This window comes from Dehalococcoidia bacterium (genome assembly GCA_041653995.1).
In the GTDB taxonomy this organism is placed as follows: Bacteria; Chloroflexota; Dehalococcoidia; order GIF9; family UBA5629; genus CAIMUM01.
In genome coordinates this window covers 38500-58548 of sequence record JBAZEK010000002.1, presented here as the reverse complement: position 1 = coordinate 58548, position 20049 = coordinate 38500, and the positions used below count along the sequence as shown (strand labels likewise).

The 20049-nt window shown below is 51.6% G+C and carries 23 protein-coding genes; 10 read left to right on the top strand and 13 right to left on the bottom strand.

What is annotated here, in order from left to right; all coding sequences use genetic code 11:
- Positions 1-113: 113 nt before the first annotated feature.
- From WC359_06495 to WC359_06470, 6 genes are all read right to left on the bottom strand, one after another.
- Entirely contained in the window at positions 114-1787 is a 1674-nt protein-coding gene (locus tag WC359_06495) for a GH3 auxin-responsive promoter family protein (protein ID MFA5400068.1), read from the bottom strand.
- Positions 1788-1938: 151 nt separating this feature from the next.
- A complete protein-coding gene (locus WC359_06490) occupies positions 1939-2265 on the bottom strand; it encodes a hypothetical protein (GenBank protein ID MFA5400067.1) in 327 nt (108 codons plus the stop codon).
- Between the two features lie 17 nt (positions 2266-2282).
- Positions 2283-2558 (bottom strand): winged helix-turn-helix domain-containing protein, encoded by a 276-nt coding sequence (locus WC359_06485; GenBank protein ID MFA5400066.1) that lies wholly within the window; start codon positions 2556-2558, stop codon positions 2283-2285.
- A gap of 115 nt (positions 2559-2673) precedes the next feature.
- A complete protein-coding gene (locus WC359_06480; protein ID MFA5400065.1) occupies positions 2674-3348 on the bottom strand; it encodes a hypothetical protein in 675 nt (224 codons plus the stop codon).
- Between the two features lie 11 nt (positions 3349-3359).
- Positions 3360-4025, bottom strand: coding sequence for an MBL fold metallo-hydrolase (locus WC359_06475; protein ID MFA5400064.1), 666 nt, complete (start codon positions 4023-4025; stop codon positions 3360-3362).
- 91 nt (positions 4026-4116) lie between these two features.
- Positions 4117-4971: a hypothetical protein gene (locus WC359_06470; protein MFA5400063.1), complete on the bottom strand. Its 855-nt coding sequence runs from the start codon at positions 4969-4971 to the stop codon at positions 4117-4119.
- A gap of 88 nt (positions 4972-5059) precedes the next feature.
- Between WC359_06470 and WC359_06465 the strand changes: the two genes are divergently transcribed.
- Positions 5060-5551: an HIT domain-containing protein gene (locus WC359_06465; protein MFA5400062.1), complete on the top strand. Its 492-nt coding sequence runs from the start codon at positions 5060-5062 to the stop codon at positions 5549-5551.
- Between the two features lie 7 nt (positions 5552-5558).
- On the opposite strand, the gene WC359_06460 is transcribed toward WC359_06465, so the two are convergent.
- The 4 genes from WC359_06460 to WC359_06445 all read right to left on the bottom strand — a co-directional run bounded on the left by WC359_06460 (position 5559) and on the right by WC359_06445 (position 8693).
- Positions 5559-6227 carry a TrkA family potassium uptake protein gene (locus WC359_06460; protein MFA5400061.1) on the bottom strand — a complete coding sequence of 223 codons (669 nt, stop codon included), beginning with the start codon at positions 6225-6227 and terminating at the stop codon, positions 5559-5561.
- 5 nt (positions 6228-6232) lie between these two features.
- Positions 6233-6667 (bottom strand): TrkA family potassium uptake protein, encoded by a 435-nt coding sequence (locus WC359_06455; GenBank protein MFA5400060.1) that lies wholly within the window; start codon positions 6665-6667, stop codon positions 6233-6235.
- Positions 6646-7071 (bottom strand): universal stress protein, encoded by a 426-nt coding sequence (locus tag WC359_06450; protein ID MFA5400059.1) that lies wholly within the window; start codon positions 7069-7071, stop codon positions 6646-6648. The genes WC359_06455 and WC359_06450 overlap by 22 nt, the downstream gene beginning before the upstream one ends.
- A gap of 86 nt (positions 7072-7157) precedes the next feature.
- On the bottom strand, positions 7158-8693 hold the full coding sequence (locus WC359_06445) for an APC family permease (GenBank protein ID MFA5400058.1): 1536 nt from the start codon (positions 8691-8693) through the stop codon (positions 7158-7160).
- A gap of 159 nt (positions 8694-8852) precedes the next feature.
- Between WC359_06445 and WC359_06440 the strand changes: the two genes are divergently transcribed.
- Positions 8853-9308 carry a protease inhibitor I42 family protein gene (locus tag WC359_06440; protein ID MFA5400057.1) on the top strand — a complete coding sequence of 152 codons (456 nt, stop codon included), beginning with the start codon at positions 8853-8855 and terminating at the stop codon, positions 9306-9308.
- A gap of 5 nt (positions 9309-9313) precedes the next feature.
- On the opposite strand, the gene WC359_06435 is transcribed toward WC359_06440, so the two are convergent.
- The 3 genes from WC359_06435 to WC359_06425 all read right to left on the bottom strand — a co-directional run bounded on the left by WC359_06435 (position 9314) and on the right by WC359_06425 (position 12599).
- Positions 9314-10066: an ABC transporter permease gene (locus WC359_06435; GenBank protein MFA5400056.1), complete on the bottom strand. Its 753-nt coding sequence runs from the start codon at positions 10064-10066 to the stop codon at positions 9314-9316.
- Positions 10063-11058, bottom strand: a complete 996-nt coding sequence (locus WC359_06430) for an ATP-binding cassette domain-containing protein (protein ID MFA5400055.1) — start codon at positions 11056-11058, stop codon at positions 10063-10065. Before WC359_06430 ends, WC359_06435 begins: the two co-directional genes overlap by 4 nt.
- Positions 11059-11162: 104 nt before the next feature.
- The gene (locus WC359_06425) at positions 11163-12599 is read right to left on the bottom strand and encodes a hypothetical protein (GenBank protein MFA5400054.1); all 1437 of its coding nucleotides are present in this window, start codon (positions 12597-12599) and stop codon (positions 11163-11165) included.
- Between the two features lie 132 nt (positions 12600-12731).
- On the opposite strand from WC359_06425, the gene WC359_06420 reads away from it, so the two are divergent.
- The 8 genes from WC359_06420 (at position 12732) to dnaK (ending at position 19960) form a co-directional block, all read left to right on the top strand.
- A complete protein-coding gene (locus tag WC359_06420; GenBank protein ID MFA5400053.1) occupies positions 12732-13118 on the top strand; it encodes a PKD domain-containing protein in 387 nt (128 codons plus the stop codon).
- A gap of 113 nt (positions 13119-13231) precedes the next feature.
- A complete protein-coding gene (locus WC359_06415; protein MFA5400052.1) occupies positions 13232-13483 on the top strand; it encodes an FxLYD domain-containing protein in 252 nt (83 codons plus the stop codon).
- A gap of 37 nt (positions 13484-13520) precedes the next feature.
- Complete coding sequence (locus WC359_06410; protein MFA5400051.1) at positions 13521-13889, top strand: FxLYD domain-containing protein; 369 nt, start codon at positions 13521-13523, stop codon at positions 13887-13889.
- Positions 13890-14118: 229 nt separating this feature from the next.
- Positions 14119-15078: a hypothetical protein gene (locus tag WC359_06405; protein MFA5400050.1), complete on the top strand. Its 960-nt coding sequence runs from the start codon at positions 14119-14121 to the stop codon at positions 15076-15078.
- 28 nt (positions 15079-15106) lie between these two features.
- Positions 15107-16267, top strand: coding sequence for an Ig-like domain-containing protein (locus WC359_06400; protein MFA5400049.1), 1161 nt, complete (start codon positions 15107-15109; stop codon positions 16265-16267).
- Positions 16268-16401: 134 nt separating this feature from the next.
- Positions 16402-17439, top strand: coding sequence for a heat-inducible transcriptional repressor HrcA (hrcA, locus tag WC359_06395; GenBank protein MFA5400048.1), 1038 nt, complete (start codon positions 16402-16404; stop codon positions 17437-17439).
- A gap of 18 nt (positions 17440-17457) precedes the next feature.
- Entirely contained in the window at positions 17458-17994 is a 537-nt protein-coding gene (locus WC359_06390) for a nucleotide exchange factor GrpE (protein ID MFA5400047.1), read from the top strand.
- Between the two features lie 52 nt (positions 17995-18046).
- On the top strand, positions 18047-19960 hold the full coding sequence (gene dnaK, locus WC359_06385; protein ID MFA5400046.1) for a molecular chaperone DnaK: 1914 nt from the start codon (positions 18047-18049) through the stop codon (positions 19958-19960).
- Positions 19961-20049 lie beyond the last annotated feature (89 nt).

Here is a 20049-nt window from a genome sequence, read left to right as displayed (position 1 = left end):
GGAAGTTACGTGGCCGATGATATTGAAATGCCCGGAAATAAGTATCAGGCGGTCGCTTTAGAGCGACCGCCTGATACAGTCTTCAGATAGCCCGGATTATATCTATCGTCTGTCTATTTCCCGGAAGTTATGCCCACCGGTGTTGATACAGGGGCGGGAATCTCGGCGATCTCCGGAATTAAGATGGCCAGATCTTTGTCCGTCGGATTGATATGCGGCGGCTTTAAATGCGCAAGATCAGCCCCCAGCGATCTGCGCAGGTTTAAGTATCGATCAAAGGCGCCCCTGGGCAATAGCGTGACCTTAATCGGCTCGGAGCCGAGGATATTCTGTACATTCCCGTAAGGCAACCCGTCGTCCATTTTCTGCAGTTCCCTATAGATATTTTTCGCGATTTCCTCTTCAGGAATTCTCGAATCTCCTTTTAATTCTATGAGGATATGCAATATGGCATCCTTGCCCCGGTATTCTTTGCGTGCAACCCAATCTACGTATGGGACTTCAGATCTGCTCACTGCCTGCCAGATAACTTTTTCTGTGAGCCTGATGAAGCCGCCAATGTCGATCGTGTGATCGACCCTACCTTCAAACACCATCTGGGGTAACTGGATGTTCAGGTTTTCATTACTTAGAGAGGTGATCTTGATTACGTCACCCGTTCTGTATCTCACCAGAGGGGACCCGTGGAAATTTGTGACTACCAGCTCGTATTTCTCGCCCGGCTGAACTTCGTCCAGAAGTAGAACGCGGGGCACATAGGAGCTGTCCGCCTTGTTCCTGATATAGTCAGCCTCGGGGATGAATTCGAGGAAATTGAGACTGGGTGTAAAGGTCATACCGCCGAAATCCCAGGCCTGCATGGCTACCAATCCAGACTCGGTGCTCGCGTATACGTCCAGGGTATCTCTGCCCCAGGTTTTCTTAATCGTGTCCCGGAAAATCTCGACATCGCTGCCGCTGCCCATAATGCCTTTGATATTCCATAAATCCTTGGGCAGGAGTTTGCGCCCGGCCAACTTGCTTTTCAGTAGAGCGCCGGCAACACGGAAAAGCGCCTTCGGGTGAGAGACCAGTGAAGTGATATTCACCTTCCCCATTTGCTGGTTCAGCCTCTCTCCGATGGCAACAAGCGCCAGGGTTAACCCGAAATAAAAATCGAAGCCTTCGGACAGTGCCAGCTTAAAGCTCGATGCCAATCTTTCTTCAAACTCCATTTGTTGTGCTGCCTCAAGAGAAGGAAGGCTGATGCCCCCAATTTCATCTGAGGCTACATAGGCATATGTGCCGGATACATATGGCCTGGGGGCGACGGCATAAATGAATTTTAGCCCTTCCTTCATTGCCGATACATCGCCTTTTTTCTTGCAGCTTGCCAGTATGGCAATTGCCGCCCCTATCTTGCCTGATTCGTGGACGAACTCCTGTGTCAACGGCACCCACTTGGTGCTCTCCCATTTAAAAGGATATTCGCTGGACCGGCCCGATGAATGCTGCCAGTACAGCGGTTTGCCTGGCAGCTGGTCTTCCTGCTTTTCAGACAGCTCGGGGCAGTAATCTTTATAGGTTGTGAGCGGCACCCTCTTTCTGAACGCATCCACGTCCTGCGGGACAAGTCCGCCCATTATTTTCTTGCCGAGGTTGGACTGGTTGAGAAGCTCGATCTGCTCAAGCAGCAGCCTCCTCTGGATTGACATAAATTGCTCGATATTGAGGTCGAGAAAACCGCAGCACATCTGCCACAGCTCCTCTCTGCGACCTGTGCGCAATAACTCTTTAATCGTGGGCATAGTTCACCTCCGTCATGTATAAACAGATACACTATGGCACGATTAAAGTGAATTTGGAAGTGATTATGTTCTAGAAAAGAGTTCTATCTGGTACGAAGTTTGATGAATAAATGGGGGGTTAAATGACTGGCTTGCTTGTGCGCGTCATGTATTACAGTTTCTTGGTCTTGCTGGACTTGGTCAAACCCTGGAGTTTGAAGCTTAACTTATCCAATTCCCCGTCAGTAGGCTGCTTACCCAGTTCGAGGCCATAGCTGAGGAAGAACTCGAGGAAACTGCGCAGGAGATCCCTGATCCCTTCCTCGAAATGGTGAAACTCCTCTTTGGTGACCAGTTCGCTTTGCTGGCTGGCAGCAGGCTCGTCCAGGTGGCTGTCGATAAGAATATTGATGAACTCGGAGACGCTCATGTCACCGCGGTTCTCATCGATTTTCCTGACCGTAGCCGCATCCAATATCAACATCCTTTTTTCCGTCATACGCATCTCCTCCGATCTTATTTTTCTTCCGTTATGTTAAATTTCAGAACCTCTAAAACGGTCTCAATACTGCGCCGCAGGCCGTGGCCTTTTTCGGTAACGATAAAGGTAATCGAGGGGTTACCGACCTCGATCTGATCGATCAGGCCCTGCGCTGTCATGAATTTAAGATATTTCTGCAATTGCCTGTAGCTCATATTGGCGCTGTACATGATCTCGGTTTTGCCTGCCCCCTCAGCACCAATCCTCAGCATTTCGCTGATTATTTCAATGTTAGACCGCCGTTGATTCATTTGCCGGCCTGACCGTGTTCTTATTCATATTTTATGTAAGCTCGAGTAATATATAACGCTTTCTAAATATTGTCAACAGGAACAGTGTTACCGGCGCCCGGGGCTACATAGGATTTCAGGACCTCTTGAAGAGATTGAGAAAGCGGTCCTGGTATGTACTCCACAGGTTCCAGCGATGAAGCTCGCTAACCAGCTCAGGCGCGTAGGAGGGATCTTTACCGGCCATCTCAAAAAGCTCTTCGATGGTCTCGCGCGCATCCCGCGGAATCCCCTGGTTATCTGCCGCCAGTCTGCCCCGGCCGTAGAACTCGGATAAATTGCGGTAGGCCGACGTCCGCGTGAGCTCAAATGTAAATTTCATGAGTGAAACATCCCACAACTCCTCCACCCCTTTGATAATCGCGCTGAGCGGGTCGTTGCGGTTATCGATACGCCTGTTGATGTTATCAAGGATATTACCCAGCGGCTCTGAGACGATATTCATCTCACCCGTTTCATTTTTATATGAATACAGAATGCCCGGTTCATGCGGATTCTGCTCTGCAGCCATCTGAATAAAACGCCTGGCAGGCCCGCTGAAGCCCTCAACATTGATGAGGTAAGTGGGTGTAACTATTTTGGGCCGTGCTGCTATTACTCTTCCTTCCCTGACTACGTTTACCTCATGCATGAGTTCGGTGATCATGTAATAATAGACGTTGGTGATCCCGAAAGTGGCCAACTGCTGTCTGGGCGGACGCAGGACCAGGGTGTTCTCAATAGCCGATCTTATTTTCTCGTCAGCTTCCATGGTCGTCCAAGCTATTCGAAGTACATTTTAACCGCCTGGAAATTTCGCTTTATCATATCCCTGCCCCGCATGACCCCGTTCGGCTCAGTGTTGTGCCCCGGAACCAGGAATTCCACATCAAGTTTTGAGAGCCGTTCTATGCTTTTTTGCAACCATTTGGTACTCCCGCCGGGGAAGTCGGTCCTGCCCACACTCATGTAGAAAACGACATCGCCGGTGATGAGTACTTTGCTGTCAGGCAGATAGAGGCAGACCGATCCGGGCGAGTGGCCGGGGCATAGCAGGACCTGCATATTGAAATCATCTTTGCCCAGCTTGACGTCTCCCTCCTTCAGGAAAAAGAGTGGATCAAATTTGGGGGCTCTCATGCCAAACATAGTGTACATCCGATCCCCGGCGGTTGTTCTAAATGCGTTTTCCTCCTCTGACATGGTCACCGCTGCACCGCTGATATTTATTATCTCCTCGTTGGATTGACAGTGGTCGGGGTGGCTGTGAGTGTTGATGATCAGGCCTATGTCCTTCATTTGAATATGGTCAGCCTTCAAGGATTGGTTCAGGCTGCCCAGGCAGTCCTCGTCAGCCTCGTTGCTTATGTGCCCGGGATCGATGATCACGTGCGGTTTGTCCCCGTTGAGAACACCGGTCAAAACGCATGTGTTACAGTTATTGCCCATACCGGACCATACATAACAAAATAAATTGTCCAGAAGTCTGACTGATTTGTGATACTGCATAACCACCTGCTTATTAAGAAGATATATGCTTTTAGATCAAGCCCATAAGTTGATGAAAAGCTGCATCAATATTATTGTGCGTATCCTCGCTCAGCGTTTCAATAATCGAGCCGGCCACTTTTAGCACCTTGTTTTCCTCGGCTTCACCCAGCAGGGCGATCATCTGCTCCATCCTTACGCTAAGCTGTAATTGCATTTCTGCCGGCACTTTCTTTGTTTTCGGCAGCGAAAGGAGTGGGTCCGTAAAAAGTATCGGCCTCATCAATGCGCTCTCATAGACGAACTTTGTTTGCCTGTTCGTACGCGAGATGGCCCAGGCTGTTTTGTCGTCCTCAGCAGGTTTTATCCACTCCATGGCATAGTGGAACTGGCAATTGATATAGTCATGCTGGATCAGGAACCTGGTAGCCTCGAAGTCTTTGATCCCCAGCGATAATTGGAAAAAAACCTCTTCAAGTTTCTCGTTTTCGATACCTTTAACTGTAGCCGTATGGCGGCAATCCTCAGGTATCTGGAAAATACTGTACTCCAGCGCACCGTGTAGTATTGTATGTGCCGCCTCGTGTCTCATCGCCCCTGCCCTGGCCTGTTTGCTGTATTTTAGCAGCCGTTCCTGGCAGAGCAATAGTCGGGGATAACCTCGCAGCACTTCATGAGTACAGGCGGAAGCGTCATCCACAGTATTGAAAGATAGGCCCAGCTTGAATTTTTCTTCGCGCAGGAAGCTGGAGAGGTTGTCCTCCTTGTCAAATGCATATATCTCTATTTTATAAGGGACTTTTTCAGCAAAGCGTCCGTAGCAGTCGTTGAGAACTTCGGAGACTTCTTTCTTGAAACTGCTTGAGACGTCTCCCCGCGAAAAATAGCTAAGGTCGATCGATGCCATAGCCGGATGAAACAAAGATATCAATCTTGCGCAGCAAAGTCAATAATCGTGCTACAATGTTGAAACTAACTTTTGAGGTATATATCGAATGAAACGAATATGGGCGCCGTGGCGTATGCAGTACATACTGGGAGGACACAAAAGCGGCGGATGCATATTGTGCGATAAGCCCGCTGAAAAAACGGATAAGAAAAATTACATACTCCACCGCGGGAAATATGGTTTTGTTATACTGAACGCGTATCCCTATACCCCCGGACATTTGATGGTGGCCCCTTACCGGCATATTGCGAATATTACCGAGGCGAACGTCAGGGAGGCAAAAGAACTCTTTGAGCTGATTCAACTCTGCGTGAAACTGCTGACACAGACCATCAAACCCGATGGTTTCAATATCGGGATGAACATCGGTCGAGTAGCAGGCGCAGGGTTGGAAGGACATATTCACATGCATGTTGTGCCCAGGTGGAACGGAGACAACAATTATATGAGCGTGGTTGCAGATACTCGAGTTCTTTCCGAGGGTCTGGCGACAACATACAGGAAGCTTAAGGAAGGCCTGTCACACATATCCGGCTGAGCCGGACTTAACTGAGCAGGAGCTTTTCCAGGATTTTCTCGCTGTCCAGAGTAGTCAATGCGATGATTCGGTCGTTCTCTTTAAAAACAGCGTCGGGAGAGGGGATCTTGGGACGTTCTCCCTCACGCATAATGAGCGCGATAGTGGTATCCTGGGGCAGCTTCAACTGACCGATGGACTTACCCACGGCCGGCGATTCTTTAGTGATCAGTAACTCGACGACCTCTTCCATATGTCCGCTCATTGTAAGAAGGTGAATCAATGGATGCGCCGGTATCTCCTGTTCTACATGCTCCAGGATCGTGTTGGTCACAGAGATGGTCGCATCTATACCTAGTTTTCTGAATATGGCATCGTTGTTGGGATTGTTGACCAGAGCTATAGTGCGGGGTACATTAAAACGGTGTTTTGCCACCTGGCAGGATACGAGGTTATCTTCATCCTGGCTGGTGGTCGCTATCAGCGCATCGGCCCGGCTGAGGCCGGCCTCATTGAGCACCACGGTTTCACAGCCGTCGCCGCGCATGCAGCAGCTGCCCAGTTCATCCTCCAGCTTCTCGCATTTCCTCACATCGCGTTCAATAATCAGTACCTCATGTCCCTGATTCAGAAGCGCTTTGCTGAGGTAATAGCCTATATTGCCTCCGCCGATGATCACAATATAAAGCGATTTCATAACGTTCAGATCTTCTCCAGCCTGTTGAACAGGAGGTCTGCAAATACCTCTGTCGGGCTGATGGATTCCAGGCCGAGATGCTCATAGATGTCTTTGCGCAGGGGGTCATAAATGCGACAGATAACACGCGGCACTTTAAAGACGTGTTTGGCTATCTGCGCCGCCATAACATTGCGGTTATCGCCCTGTGTGAGGGCGATGAAGGCGCTGGCGTCCTCGATACCTGCCTTGCGCAGCATCTCTTCATCGGTGCCGTTGCCGATAAGGGCTGTGCCGCTGAACGTGGGCGGGAGCCGCCTGAAACTGTATGCGTCCAGGTCGAGCACCGTGACCTTATGGCCGGCTGCGTCAAACATAGCCGCCAATTTGCCGCCCACACGGCCGCATCCCATTATGACAATAGTCTTTCTGTTCTGTTTTATGGCTTCCGTTCCCGGCATATAAGTACCCGACAGGGCGCCTCTTCGAGGACGTGCGGTACGGCATTCCCCATTGTGAAGGAGCCAAACCTTTTTTTATATGTCAAACCCATTACTATCAAATCAACATTATTCTGCCGGGCCACCTCAATGATCGCCGGCCCGACATCCCGCGCCTGTATGATCTCCGTCTCGACATCGAAATCGTTGTCCTGCGCATATTCCTCGGCCTCGAGAAGCACCTTCTCGGCAGCCTCAACGTCAGGTTTAATTATAGCATCGATCGGCAAGCTCCGATTAACCTCAAGAACGTAAACAATAAATATCTTGGCCTTGGATTTCTTGCCGATTTTACAGGCCAGCTCCACTGCCACCTGGTCGACGCCATTACCTCTGGCGGCTACTAAAATTCTGCCGAATTCCATGGAATTACCTTCAGTTCCTGATAATTTATTTAGTTATTTGGACAGCTATCATTATAATGTCGCTGTTTCCCTTAATCCAATCAGCATCAGGTTGACGTCGTTGTGTTCTTTCCGTTGGAGCCATTGGCCTCTGACTTTCTGCGTCTGCTGGTATACCAGTATATCACCAGCCCGAGGGCAATCCAGGAAAAGCCCACCCATCGGCTGTATGGTTGCATCACAACAACCACGACCCAGATGGCCACGGTTCCGAGAAGGCCCAGTATCGCTGTCAGCGGCAAATCACGGCCCATGACCGGTATATTTAATCCCAGGCGGAAAGGTCGCTCCCTGTAGGGCTCCCTGATGCGTAAAGCCAGGATAGATGCGTGGGCAATGGCAAAGGACATCATCGAGCCGAAGGCGTAAAGGGCACCCAGCTGGGAATACATGTCAGGGACAAAAAAACCCGGCGCTTGCAGAAGAATTGCCAGTACCGAGAAAAGGATGATTGATAAATAGGGGGTCTTGAACCTGGGGTGTACCTTGCCTAATATAGATGGCACAAGTTTGAAGCGGCTGAGCGAGAACGCCAGCCTGGATATGCCCAGCAATCCCGCGTTGGTAGCTATGAGCAGTATGGTTGCCGCCAGCACCGCCACCAGCACAGGAAGTATAGACTGGAGGCTGCTCAGTGCCCAGGTGAATACGATTTGTTGGGCTTCTACGTTGAAAAGCTGGGCCGCGAGATCGGTGGGATTCATGCCATGGGACAGTTTACTGGCTATCCCGGCAATGGGGTCCGTGGCCCAGTTGGTTGCCAGATCAGTCGGGGTCATGGTGCTGAAGGCCGACACCGAGATGCCGGCGTAAACCACCAGCACCACGATGGTCGTAACCGCAAGCGCCCTTGGACCGCGTATCTCGGGACGTTTTGTTTCCTCAGCCATCTGAGATATCGTCTCTATACCGGTAAAGGCGATGGCGGCAATCGCTATACCAAATAGAAAATCCTGGGTCGAGGGCCAGTAGTTCAGGATTCTCTCCATAATAAGCTGGGGATTAAAGAAAAACATCAGGGCCAGGGTGATTAAAACCGCCTGCACGGCCAGGTCCATAATAGCAAGCATAATATTCAATATAGATGATTCTTTGACACCGATAACGTTGATCGTCATAAGAAACACCACTACCATCATGGCGAAGCCGGTCATCACGGCCGGCGACGTCTTAAGAGGGGCCCAGAAAAAACCCAGGTATGAGGGGATGGCGATTGCAGAGATAGAAATAGTGACAATATACCCGAACATCAGTCCCCAACCGGCCAGAAATCCTGCAAAATCGTTGAATCCATGCCTTGCGAAGCTGGCGGAGCCGCCAGATTCGGGGTACATAGCTATTCCCTCTGCATAGGACATAGCAGTGAATACAAAAATTATTCCAGCCAGGCCCAGTGCAAGCGGCGTGGCGCCAGCGGCTGCCAGAACGACTATACCGAGGGCGTAATAGATGGAAGAGCCAACGTTGCCATAGGCGATGCTGAAGAGGTGTGTAGTGCGGAGGACACGCCGCAGCGGTCTGATTTTCAGTCGTTGAGGGCGGCCGAATTTGTCGCCCGGTTTTACCTGCCAGTTATTTTTCACTTTTCAGTTATGATCAGGGACAACTATCGGCAAATTGTATGCTTGACATATGTCCTTGTCAAGATATCATACATTGACCTTCCCCTTGCTTGAAATCAATACAACTTCGGTTTACAATGATTTACCAGAGGCAAGTTATATTTGAGGAGGATAACAACCATGAACAAATGTCGGATAACCGTATTGGTAGCCGTTTCTGTTATGATTATCTCGTTTCTCGCCTGTGCCCCGGCTGCTACGACGCCTACACCGCCCGCGCCCGAGCCCGTTTCGGTAACGGTAACCTGCCAGCAGTTTACTCAGAAGGCCCATATCACACAGGATGTCACGGCCGCTCCGGGAGCTTTTATCACCGTAACCCTTTGCTCCAATCCCACTACCGGCTTTTCATGGGATGAGCAAGCCCGGATCAGCGATTCAGCCGTATTAAAGCAAACGTCTCACAAAACGGTCGCCCCAGAGAATACAGGCATGGTCGGTGCACCGGGCAACCAGGTGTGGACGTTTGAGGCATTAGCGGCAGGCGCCAGCACGGCCTCGTTCTCTTACAGCAGGCCCTGGGAGGGTGGGGAGAAAGACGTGCAAACTTTCAAGCTGCATGTGACTGTGCAGTAGCGCCCTCACTTCTTTATATTGAAAGTATAAGAGCAGGCCGCAATCATCGCCGCTGCGAATCCCAGCAGCAGAATAACTTCTATATATACCGGCAGAGCTGTTGCCGTGCCGGGTGACGTTGCCCAGCGCAGCAGGTCCACTCCATATGTCAGCGGGTTAAAGTAGCTGAATATCTGCAGCCAGCCGGGTGCTGAAGAGATGGGGAAAAGCGCGCCGCTGGTGAAGAACATTGGCATGATGACCAGGCTCATTATAAAGTTGAAGCCCTCCATGCTGTTCATGAGCGACGCGAGCAACAGCCCGACGCAGACCAGCCCGATCGCCAGCAGTATCATGATGGGGATCAACAGAAATATCGATTCAGGAGTCAACCTGATCCCTATCAGAAACGAGAGGGGCAGTAGGATGAACCCCTGTATCAGCGCGCTGGTGCCGCTTCCTAGGGCTTTGCCTATGACGATGGAGGTGCGGGAAACAGGTGCTACCATGATCTCCTTGAGGAAGCCGAATTCCCTGTCCCAGATAATCGAGACACCCGACCATACAGAGGTGAAGAGTAGCGTCATGCCCAGTATGCCGGGAAATATGAATACCTGGTAGTTGTCCACACCCGGCAGCTCCACATTCCGCATGCCGCTGCCGAAGACCAGCAGCCACAGCACCGGCAGGATCAGTGAAGATACGATGCGCGACTTCTCTCTCCAGTATCGCAGCACTTCGCGGTACCACAGGGCGCCTATTTTTCTCAGCTCGCTCATCTTCGCCTGCTTATGACTCTCATTGCTTTTCTCAACTCATTTTCCGCTTCTTCGGAGCGTATATCCTTGCCTGTGTAATACAGGAAAACGTCATTCAACGTAGGCTTATGTATAGAGACGGATTTAAGTTCGATGCCGGCGGCCGATGCCAGTTCTACGATTACCGGCACTTTTTTCTCGGCATCGGACAGGTGAAGGCGCACGGTGCTGTCGACCACCTCGGCATTACGGGTGAAACTGAGTTCTTTGACGCGCTCCAGGAAATCAGCCGGTCTGCCGGTTATGATTGTCACAACATCGCCTTCCAGCGCACCGATCAGGTTAGCGGGAGTATCCACCACCTTGATCCTGCCGGAATCGATGATACCCACCCTGCTGCAGAGGCGTTCCGCTTCCTCCATATAATGTGTGGTCAGTATCACCGTTATATTTGATTGTCTGGCAAGCTCCTCGATGTGTGACCAGAGATGCTGGCGTGTCTGTGGATCCAGTCCAAGCGTGGGCTCATCGAGAAAAAGTACTCTGGGACTGTGCAGAAGTCCCCGTGCCAGTTCAAGCCTGCGCCGCATGCCTCCAGAATATGTCTTCATGGGCGAATCGGCGCGGTCTTGAAGCCCCACCAGGCCCAGTAGCTCGTTTATCCTTTTCCGGGCAAGCATCGTGCCGATGTCATAAAGCGTAGCATGCAGCATCATATTCTCACGGCCTGTCAGCCGGTCATCGATGCTGGGATCCTGAAAAACTATGCCTATGCTGCGCCTCACCTTTCCCGCCTGTCTGCGGATATCGAAACCGTTGACCAGCGCCGTTCCCGATGTGGGAGAGTTAACGGTGCACAGCATGGATATGGCCGTGGTTTTGCCCGCGCCGTTTGGGCCCAGCAGGCCGAACACCTCCCCTGGTTCGATTTTCAGGTCGAGGCTGTCCAGCGCCAGGATTTTACCGTACCTCTTGGTCAGCGCGAATGTCTCAATGGCATAAAGTTGTTTCATCGTGATCGCCGCATACAATTATAAGCCTGAGCACAGAGAGGATGAAATCAGATTAACTGTCGACAAAGTCTGACTTGAATTAAGGATTAAAATATCTGCTGAATTCAGGTTAATGATTTCAGATTGTCGGCGAACTTATTCAAGTACCCATCGGCGGGCAGAATGGAAGAAAGCACCCTGGCCGCCAGTGAGAGCGACTGCGCCTCAGGCAGGCAATATTGCATTGTCAGAAAACGTTGGCGGAGCTCCTTGACTTTATCCTTCACCGGCGTATTCGATTGAACACATTCGCTCAGGTACTCAGCGAGCTGCTCAAAGTCCGCTTCCTTCATGCCGAAGCGCGTCATCTCCTGCACGCCCATTCTTATGCCGCTTGACTCTATAAAACTGTCATCGTCCGGCAGAGCCTGGTAATTGGTAATAATATTATTGTCCTCGAGTCTGCGGGCGATGTCCTCTCCCACACCGTATTTCCTGACACGTATCAGCACCTGGTGTGTCTCTGTGAATCCCTCTTTTGCATCGCCTTCAACTGATATTCCATGTGAATTGAGTGCTTTGGCGAAAGCACGGGCGTTCTTGATCACCTGTGTCTGATAGTCCTGTTTGAATTGGTTCATTTCGTAGGTCGCCATCAGCAGGCCGAGCAGTGTGCCGAGGTGGTGGTTGCTGGTCGAGCCGGGGAAGGCCCTGCTCTTGATCTCAATCCAGAGCTTCTCCAGGCCGGTCCCGCCGGCCATGTTGCCGGCGACTACGCCGCGCTGAGGGCCGAAAAAGGTTTTATGGGTGCTTCCAGTTACGACGTCGGCGCCTTCGCTGAAAGGGGCCTGGAATGCACCGTAAAGGCCCAGCACATGGGCCATATCGAACATCAGGATGGGACGCGGATTCATGCGGCTGACGATTTCGGATACAAATTGAACCGGCTCTCTGTATATAAACATGCTCTTACCGAAGATGATCAGCTCCGGTTTGATCGATTCAATCAGGTCGGCCAGTTTAGCAGTATCAGCCCTATAGGGATTATCTTGGAGAACCGGGAAATGGTATACGTTCTCCTTGCCCGTCTCCGTGTTGTCAGCTACGAAGTTAAACAGGGCGCCCATCGGCTGGGCGCTGAGGTGTCCACCCTTGTTCAAATCGTTGTTGATTACAGCGCGCATTTTTCTCAGCGGCTGGCTGACCGGCTTCTCCCGGTTGAGAAATTTCACTATTCCCTTGAAAACCACCTCGTTGGCCATATTGCCGCTGATAGGACGCAGCTCAATGTTGGTGCATCCGAAGTACTGCTGCAGCTCTTTTTGCAGTTCCTCTTCAACATCCCTGATAAAGTCTGTGGCCTGGTAAAAATATATCTCCCTGCCTTTCATAGTTCGGTGCTCGGCGTACCGCCCGACAGGATCGGATATCTCGCAGAGCTTTACCAGAAGGCTGGGTGATGATTCAGAGGGTATAAGGTTAATACATTCCCGCTGTCGCCACAGGTTATTTTCGGTAGTTCTTTTTACAAGCTTCTCTATCTTGCTTTGAAAATCAGACATGCTATACCTCGGTGAATATTTGTATAAAGCATACATGAAGCGATCAGGATTTAACAAACTCAATTTGCGAAAACATGCTATCGTATTTATCATATATACGATTGCATCATCTATTCGACCGGAGAAGAACACTTGAAGAGACATAACGCAGTAATTTATTTTGCACTTTTCCCTTTGCTTGCCTTTTTATTTGGCGGAGCATGTGTCGCAGCAGCAGCCGCAAATCCCAACACGCCGTTGATATCGTCTCTGGCAGCTGAACATACGAATATTTATCCGCTGGGCAATACTAAGATCACGTGTTCGGCTGTCAGCCCGCAGGGTTTACCGTTGAACTATAAATGGGTTTGCACTGACGGCACTATCACAGGCAGCGGGCCGTCTATCACTTACGAGGCGCCCAGGACCTATGGTGATTTTCATATAATGGTTACCGTGGATGACGGCCAGGGCAATAAGGCCAGCCAGACGGTGAAGGTGACCGTAATTGTGCGAGATCCTACCAAGTGCTGCAAGTAATGGATAATATGCGTTTAAACAAGCGGGCGTTTTTAACATTGTTGATATTGTTTCTCTGCTTGCCAGCCTGCAGCCCTGTTAACGCCGTCAAAATAGTAAAGCATGATATTGTAGTGGCTGAATTTACGGCGGATGTGTCGCATAGCACAGCCACCGTTGGTGGACAGGCACAGAATACGTTTATGTGGCCGCTGGACAACTGCAAAATTTGCGTGACCTTTTACGATTACGCGGGCAATAGCCTGGGTGTATTCTCGGATAGCATAGAGCGGTTGGAGCCGGGTCAGGTTTGGAATTTCAGTGCTGTCCTCACAGGCGGCGATGCCTGGAAGGTGGCACGATATGATATATCGGTGTGTAACTGAAGAGAGTACGAACTGTTGCGTAATGAGAATGGAAGTGTTGACAAGGAATTTTGGCAGGCTCATCTGGATGGTTATCTTGCTGGCCGTTATGTCCGGCGGCTGTTCCGGGAGCAACGGGCTGCAGATCGTCAGTCACGATCTCACGGTCAGACAATTTACGGGTGATCTCAATACGATTAAAAGCATGGCGGTTGTCACCGGCTCTGCGAAAAATATTAGCAGTGCCCCTCTATCGGACTGCAATATTAACGTCCGCTACTTCGATGCCGACAAGCATTTAATCGGCGTTTCTTCAGCCTACAGGCAGTTCCTGGATCCCGGGGAAGTGTGGAGTTTCACTGTTCAGTTGACTGCGGCGGACGCATGGAAGGCGTGCAGCTACGATATCAGCGGCACAAACCGCTGACGGAACTTTGCTTTAGACATAGCGGTTGCTATAATTCTGGTATTGCTAAGAGCGGAGGTTTGAGAGCGAAATGAAGAACTTCGGTCATGTGTTGCTGCTATTATCCTGTATATTGTTGATCTCAACAGGAATGTTATCATGCTCACAGGCGGCATCGCCCTCGGCGGGTCAACAGCTGGCTATCCAGAGTTTGACTCCCGTTCACAATGAGGTCCTTCCAGGCGGAACTGTGGCAATAGAGAGCTCAGTGATCAATCCCTCCAATGATACTCTCAGTTATAAATGGTCGGCCAGCGGCGGCGGATTCGGGGGATCGGGGCAGAACAACATCTGGCAGGCGCCGTCACAGGTCGGTGTATACGAGATAACTCTGGTTATCGAAGATGGCAAAGGAGGTTACGCTCAATCCAGTACCTCGATTACGGTGTCGAGCAACAGGGCGCCGGCAATCACCAGCCTGTCCGCAAACCCCGTTAACGTTATGCCGGGCGGAAGCACCGTTATTACATGCGTGGCCAACGACCCCGACGGGGACATTGTCCGTTATAGCTGGAGCGCCGGTGACGGCTCGATCTCCGGCACGGGAAACAGGGTAACCTGGATATCGCCCAACAAGAACGGCGATATCAGCATCACATGTACGATCAGCGACGGAAAAGGCGCCGAATCCAAGCAGACGATTTTAGTCAATGTCTCGCCGTCGACCAGTGATATCACCATCAAGCAAGTCAGACAGGAAAGCGGGACCGTCTCTTCCACCGGTGACAAGGATACGACCAGGTACAGGGCGGGCGATGATGCGGCGAATCTGACCTACCGGGCATTTTTCAGCTTCGATATCTTCGGCCTTAACAAGACCAATGTCAGGCAGGCCAAACTGAAATTCGGACCGGGAGTGGTAGTTGGCGACCCCTTCAACGCGTTGGGTGGCTTGCGCCTGTGGCAAGTCAACTATGGCGAAGGATTGCCCGGCTATAATATTACAGGGGAGAATTTCTATTCGGCCGGCGCCCTTTTGACATCAGCACCCAACGAGATAGACGTCACCAATGAAGTCAGAAGCCTGGTTGCCGCGGGTGCCGACAGGTTGCAACTGGAAGCCCTTTTCTACAGGGCGAGCAACGGCAATAATTCCATAGATTATATCGAATGGCCGGAGGTTAGCCTGCTTATCACGTTTGCTCCGTAACAGAAATCGATTAATCAGGAGGTTATATATGAGGAAAAACAGGATTGCTTATGCACTGGTACTCATGGCGATTGTCACGTTGACGGCGGTCGCAGCCTGCGCACAGCCGGCCGCCACACCCGCGCAGGAGGCGCCCGCGGGCAATATGCCCCCGGTCATAGCCAGCCTTACTGCCGCGCAAACCCAGACATATCCCGGGGCAATGGTGAATATACAGAGCGTGGTATCCGATCCTAATGAAGATAGTATCAACTTCAACTGGACTGCCACCGGCGGCGAATTTGTCGAGAATGGCAGGCCTAATACCACCTGGCGTGCTCCCAAAGGTTATGGCACCTATGAGATAAAACTGACTGTCGATGACGGCAAAGGCGGGTCGGCGCAGGCAACGGTGTCCATTACTGTGAGCGCTAACCATGCCCCTTCCATCACAGGCCTTACGGCTGATCCTGCCGCGCTTCTGCCGTCAACTACAGCTATTCTCACCTGCATTGCCAGCGATCAGGACGGAGATGCGGTCCAGTACAAATGGGAGGCCAGGGAAGGCGCCCTGAGCGGCGTCGGCAATAAGGTATCATGGACTGCGCCCGGTAAATCGGGTAATTACAGCGTTTTCGTGGTGGTTAGCGATGGAAAGGGCGCCGAGACCAGGCAGGAGATCGTGATACCGGTGGCGTCTCCCAGCAGCGTTCAGACCTTCACCCTGATACCCAAAGAGAGCGGCACGGTTACATCCGAGGGCGACAGGGACAACAGCATATATAAAGCGGGAGACGATGAGAAGAACATAGGTTATCGCGCGTTCTTCAGTTACAATATTTTCCCGCTTTTAGGCATGGAGATAAAACAGGCCAAGCTTAAGTTTATTGATGGTAGAGTGGTGGGTGATGATCCATTCGATCCGGTGACCGGAGTGGGTGGATTCCAGGTCATGCGCATTTCATACGGCACTACGTTGCCCAAGTTTGGCACCGTTGACGGCTCACCTTTCCAGCGATCGGAAGCTTACTTGAACAAACCGATAGTGGAAGTGGATGTAACGCCGGAGCTTATCACTGCGGTGGACAACAGGCTTGAAAGGTTCCAGGCCGAAGCCGGTTTTATGAAGCGGTCCTTTAACGGCAACAACGTTGCCCAGTATATTCAGTGGTCGGATGTTGTATTGGAGGTTATCGCTTCACCCAAATAAGCCCTTATCGCCGGATACATAAAGAACATATCAGGGCGGCCTCCGGGCCGCCCTCCTTCCCCAATTTTGACTTGTTTTTAATCCAGTGCTAAAGTATATAGTAAATTAGCAGTCTAAAGTGGAGAGTGCTAAAAATGAGCAAGGCTGCTTATAAAAGACGAGACGCTGTTTTAAAAATAATAGTCAGTGAGTATATTGCAACGGCCACACCGGTGGCATCGGAAGCTATTCTGCGCCATCACAGTCTTGGCGTGAGCCCGGCCACGATCAGGAATGATATGGCCTCACTCGAGGATGATGGATATATAACGAGGCCTTATACGTCAGCGGGCAGTGTTCCGCTGGACAAAGGCTACAGGTTTTACGTTGAAAATATATCGGGCCACATAGACCTTTCCAGTGAAGAGCAGAAACGTATCAGGCGTTTGCTGGATGCGGCCGTTGATGAGTACGACAGGTTGCTTAAGGTAGCTGCGGGCGTGATGTCGCGCCTGGTGGGGAATACTGCTATTGTCACCTTCCCCAAATCAGCCGAATGCCGGTATAAACACATCGAGCTGATCTCCATGCAGCAATATATCGCCATGATGGTGCTGATACTGGGCAACGCGGTGTTGAGGCGGCAGACCATTAAATTTTCAGACACTGTTGATCAGGCTCAGTTGAGCGAAGCAGCCGTTAAGTTCAACCGGGAATACGCAGGCCGGACGCGCGGCCAGATCGCAGCCAGGAAGCTGGAGATGACCCCCCTGGAGAAGAAGATCTCCGATGCCATTAAAGAAGTTATGGCCAGCGAAGATGCCATTGAATATGAGACATCGTATTTTGATGGATTGCGGCTGATGCTGGAACAGCCGGAGTTTGTGCAGCGTGAGCGCATGCTGGGCGTGCTTGAGCTGATGGAAGCCAAGGGCTGGTTGAGAAACGTAATCGACTGGCAGGTCACGGATGAGGGAGTCAAGGTAATCATAGGCGAAGAGAATCGCGAATCCGCTCTGCGCGACCTCAGCCTTGTATTCAGCAATTACGGCGTGCCTGACCAGGTGCAGGGGGCGGTAGGAATTATCGGCCCCAAGAGGATGGACTACTCAAAGGCCATCTCCACTGTGAATTATATTTCAGGTTTGCTGAGCGAGCTGGTTGCCAGAGTCTGCCGCGATGAAAGCCGGTAATTGAATCAGGAGGTTATCTTGGCAGAGGAATCCGTTTCACAGGAACAGGACACTATCGATGAACTGAAAAAAGCCCTCGCAGAGGCAGAGGAAAAGGCCAATACCTACTTGGCCGATGCCCAGAGGGAACGGGCCGACTATCAGAACCTGAAAAAAAGGACGGAACAGGAGAAACAGGAATATCAATCGCGGGCTAATGCCGAGATGATGAAACAGTTGCTGCCTGTTGCAGACGATATGGAACGCGCTTTTAATATGGTTGATCCCAGGTTTAAAGACTCAACCTGGGTTGAAGGCTTCAGGATCATTCAGCGCAATCTTCAGGATATCCTGCGTACGCACGGCTGCACGGCAATCGACTGCGTGGGCCAGGCCTTCGACCCCAACTTTCATGAAGCGGTTGCCTATGAAGATGGAGACGAGGGAATTGTCGTTTCCGAGCACCGGAAGGGCTATGCTATCAAAGACAGGGTGCTCAGGGCCTCGCAGGTATCTGTCGGTAAAGGGAATAATACCGGGGCGGGTAGTGATAAAAAGTGCCCCGACAATGAATAAAAATGAAAAAAGGAGTATCAGTAAATAAAATACTGAAAATCAGGAGGATAAAATGGGAAGAACAGTTGGCATAGATCTTGGAACAACGTTCAGCCTTGTGGCGACGATGGAGGGCGGCGAGCCGGTAATCATCGCCAACCGCGAGGGCGAGCGTTTGACACCGTCCGTGGTGGCAGTGGACAAAAAAGGCGAACGGCTGGTAGGGTTGCTTGCCAAGCGGCAGGCGATTACCAATCCGGAAAACACCATCTTCAGCATTAAGCGTTTGATGGGCCGCAAGTACAAGGACGCCGAGGTCCAAAACGATATCAAACGACTGCCCTATAAGATCGTTGAGGGGAGCAATGGCGACGCTAAAGTAATTATGGGTGGCAAGGAATACAGCCCCGCAGAGATATCGGCTATGATCCTGCAGAAGCTCAAGATGGACGCCGAAGCTTTTCTCGGCGACAAAGTAACCGATGCCGTAATTACGGTCCCGGCTTACTTCAACGACAGCCAGAGGCAGGCCACCAAAGATGCCGGCACTATCGCCGGCCTTAACGTCATCCGTATAGTTAATGAGCCGACGGCGTCGGCGCTGGCTTACGGTCTTGACAAGAAGAAAGAGGAGATGATCGCGGTTTACGACCTGGGTGGAGGAACCTTCGATATATCCATCCTGGAGCTGGGTGACGGTACCTTCCAGGTTAAATCAACCAATGGCGACACACACCTCGGCGGCGATGATATAGATCTGAAGGTGATGGATTGGCTGACCGACGAGTTTAAAAAGGAGCAGGGCATCGATCTCCGTCAGGACAGGATGGCCCTGCAACGTTTAAAGGACGCTGCGGAAAAAGCCAAGAGGGAGCTCTCAACGACCGGGCAAACCGAGATCAACCTGCCCTTTATCACCGCCGACGCGTCAGGACCCAAGCACCTTAATATCACACTGACCCGCGCCAAGCTGGAACAGCTGGCCGCTGACCTGCTGGAGAGAAGCATCGAGCCGTGCAAGAAAGCCCTTTCGGATGCAGGCCTCACGGCAGCGCAGGTTACAGATGTCATTCTGGTGGGCGGCCAGACCAGGATGCCCAGGGTACAGGAGATCGTACGTCAGTTCTTCGGAAAGGAGCCCATCAAGGGTATCAATCCGGACGAAGCTGTGGCGCTGGGCGCAGCCATACAGGGCGGCGTCCTCAAAGGAGACGTCAAGGACATCCTGCTGCTCGACGTAACCCCGCTCACACTCGGCATTGAGACTCTGGGTGGCGTGATGACTCCTCTCATCCCCAGGAACACCACCATACCCACTTCCAAGAGCCAGGTGTTCAGCACGGCCGCCGATAATCAGCCGAGCGTGGAGATTCATGTGCTGCAGGGCGAACGTCCCATGTCGGGCGACAACAAGACCCTCGGCAGGTTCATCCTGGACGGTATCCTGCCTGCGCCACGCGGTGTGCCTCAGGTAGAGGTCACCTTTGATCTAGATGCAAACGGCATCCTGAATGTCCGCGCGCAGGACAAGGGCACCGGCAAGGAACAGAAGATCACCATTACAGCATCCAGCGGCCTGAGCAAGGATGAAGTGGAAAAGATGCGCCACGAGGCCGAGGCTCATGCTGCCGACGATACGCGTAAGAAGGAAGAGGTTGAAACCAAGAACGTGGCTGAAGCCACCATGTACTCTGCCGAGAAGACCATACGCGAATACAGCGATAAAATACCCGCCGACCTCAAGAGCGAAGTCGAAGGTAAGATAGCGGCCACCAGGTCAGCATTGCAGGGCACCGATATCAGCTACATCAAGAGCTCCCTGCAGGCGCTCAACGAATCCATGCAGAAGATCGGAGCGGCCGTATATCAAAAGACGTCTCCACCGCCCGACGGAGGCCCCGGCGGCCAGGAAGGCCCGCAGGATGCCGGTTCGCCTCCTCCCCCCGGGGATGAGGGCACAGTGGAAGGTGAATTCCGGGAAGTATAAACGCTTGATTATAAAAGGCGGCGGATATTAATATCCGCCGCCTTTTTTTATTGCCGATTGTGATATAACTTTACGTTGAATTGACACTC

Excerpts from the sequence above, each read along its gene's own strand:
- WC359_06495 (MFA5400068.1), bottom strand. The coding sequence starts at position 1,787 with ATGCCCACGATTAAAGAGTTATTGCGCACAGGTCGCAGAGAGGAGCTG.
- WC359_06490 (MFA5400067.1), bottom strand. The coding sequence starts at position 2,265 with ATGACGGAAAAAAGGATGTTGATATTGGATGCGGCTACGGTCAGGAAA.
- WC359_06485 (MFA5400066.1), bottom strand. The coding sequence starts at position 2,558 with ATGAATCAACGGCGGTCTAACATTGAAATAATCAGCGAAATGCTGAGG.
- WC359_06480 (MFA5400065.1), bottom strand. The coding sequence starts at position 3,348 with ATGGAAGCTGACGAGAAAATAAGATCGGCTATTGAGAACACCCTGGTC.
- WC359_06475 (MFA5400064.1), bottom strand. The coding sequence starts at position 4,025 with ATGGGCAATAACTGTAACACATGCGTTTTGACCGGTGTTCTCAACGGG.
- WC359_06470 (MFA5400063.1), bottom strand. The coding sequence starts at position 4,971 with ATGGCATCGATCGACCTTAGCTATTTTTCGCGGGGAGACGTCTCAAGC.
- WC359_06465 (MFA5400062.1), top strand. The coding sequence starts at position 5,060 with ATGAAACGAATATGGGCGCCGTGGCGTATGCAGTACATACTGGGAGGA.
- WC359_06460 (MFA5400061.1), bottom strand. The coding sequence starts at position 6,227 with ATGAAATCGCTTTATATTGTGATCATCGGCGGAGGCAATATAGGCTAT.
- WC359_06455 (MFA5400060.1), bottom strand. The coding sequence starts at position 6,667 with ATGCCGGGAACGGAAGCCATAAAACAGAACAGAAAGACTATTGTCATA.
- WC359_06450 (MFA5400059.1), bottom strand. The coding sequence starts at position 7,071 with ATGGAATTCGGCAGAATTTTAGTAGCCGCCAGAGGTAATGGCGTCGAC.
- WC359_06440 (MFA5400057.1), top strand. The coding sequence starts at position 8,853 with ATGAACAAATGTCGGATAACCGTATTGGTAGCCGTTTCTGTTATGATT.
- WC359_06435 (MFA5400056.1), bottom strand. The coding sequence starts at position 10,066 with ATGAGCGAGCTGAGAAAAATAGGCGCCCTGTGGTACCGCGAAGTGCTG.
- WC359_06430 (MFA5400055.1), bottom strand. The coding sequence starts at position 11,058 with ATGAAACAACTTTATGCCATTGAGACATTCGCGCTGACCAAGAGGTAC.
- WC359_06425 (MFA5400054.1), bottom strand. The coding sequence starts at position 12,599 with ATGTCTGATTTTCAAAGCAAGATAGAGAAGCTTGTAAAAAGAACTACC.
- WC359_06400 (MFA5400049.1), top strand. The coding sequence starts at position 15,107 with ATGAGGAAAAACAGGATTGCTTATGCACTGGTACTCATGGCGATTGTC.
- hrcA (MFA5400048.1), top strand. The coding sequence starts at position 16,402 with ATGAGCAAGGCTGCTTATAAAAGACGAGACGCTGTTTTAAAAATAATA.
- dnaK (MFA5400046.1), top strand. The coding sequence starts at position 18,047 with ATGGGAAGAACAGTTGGCATAGATCTTGGAACAACGTTCAGCCTTGTG.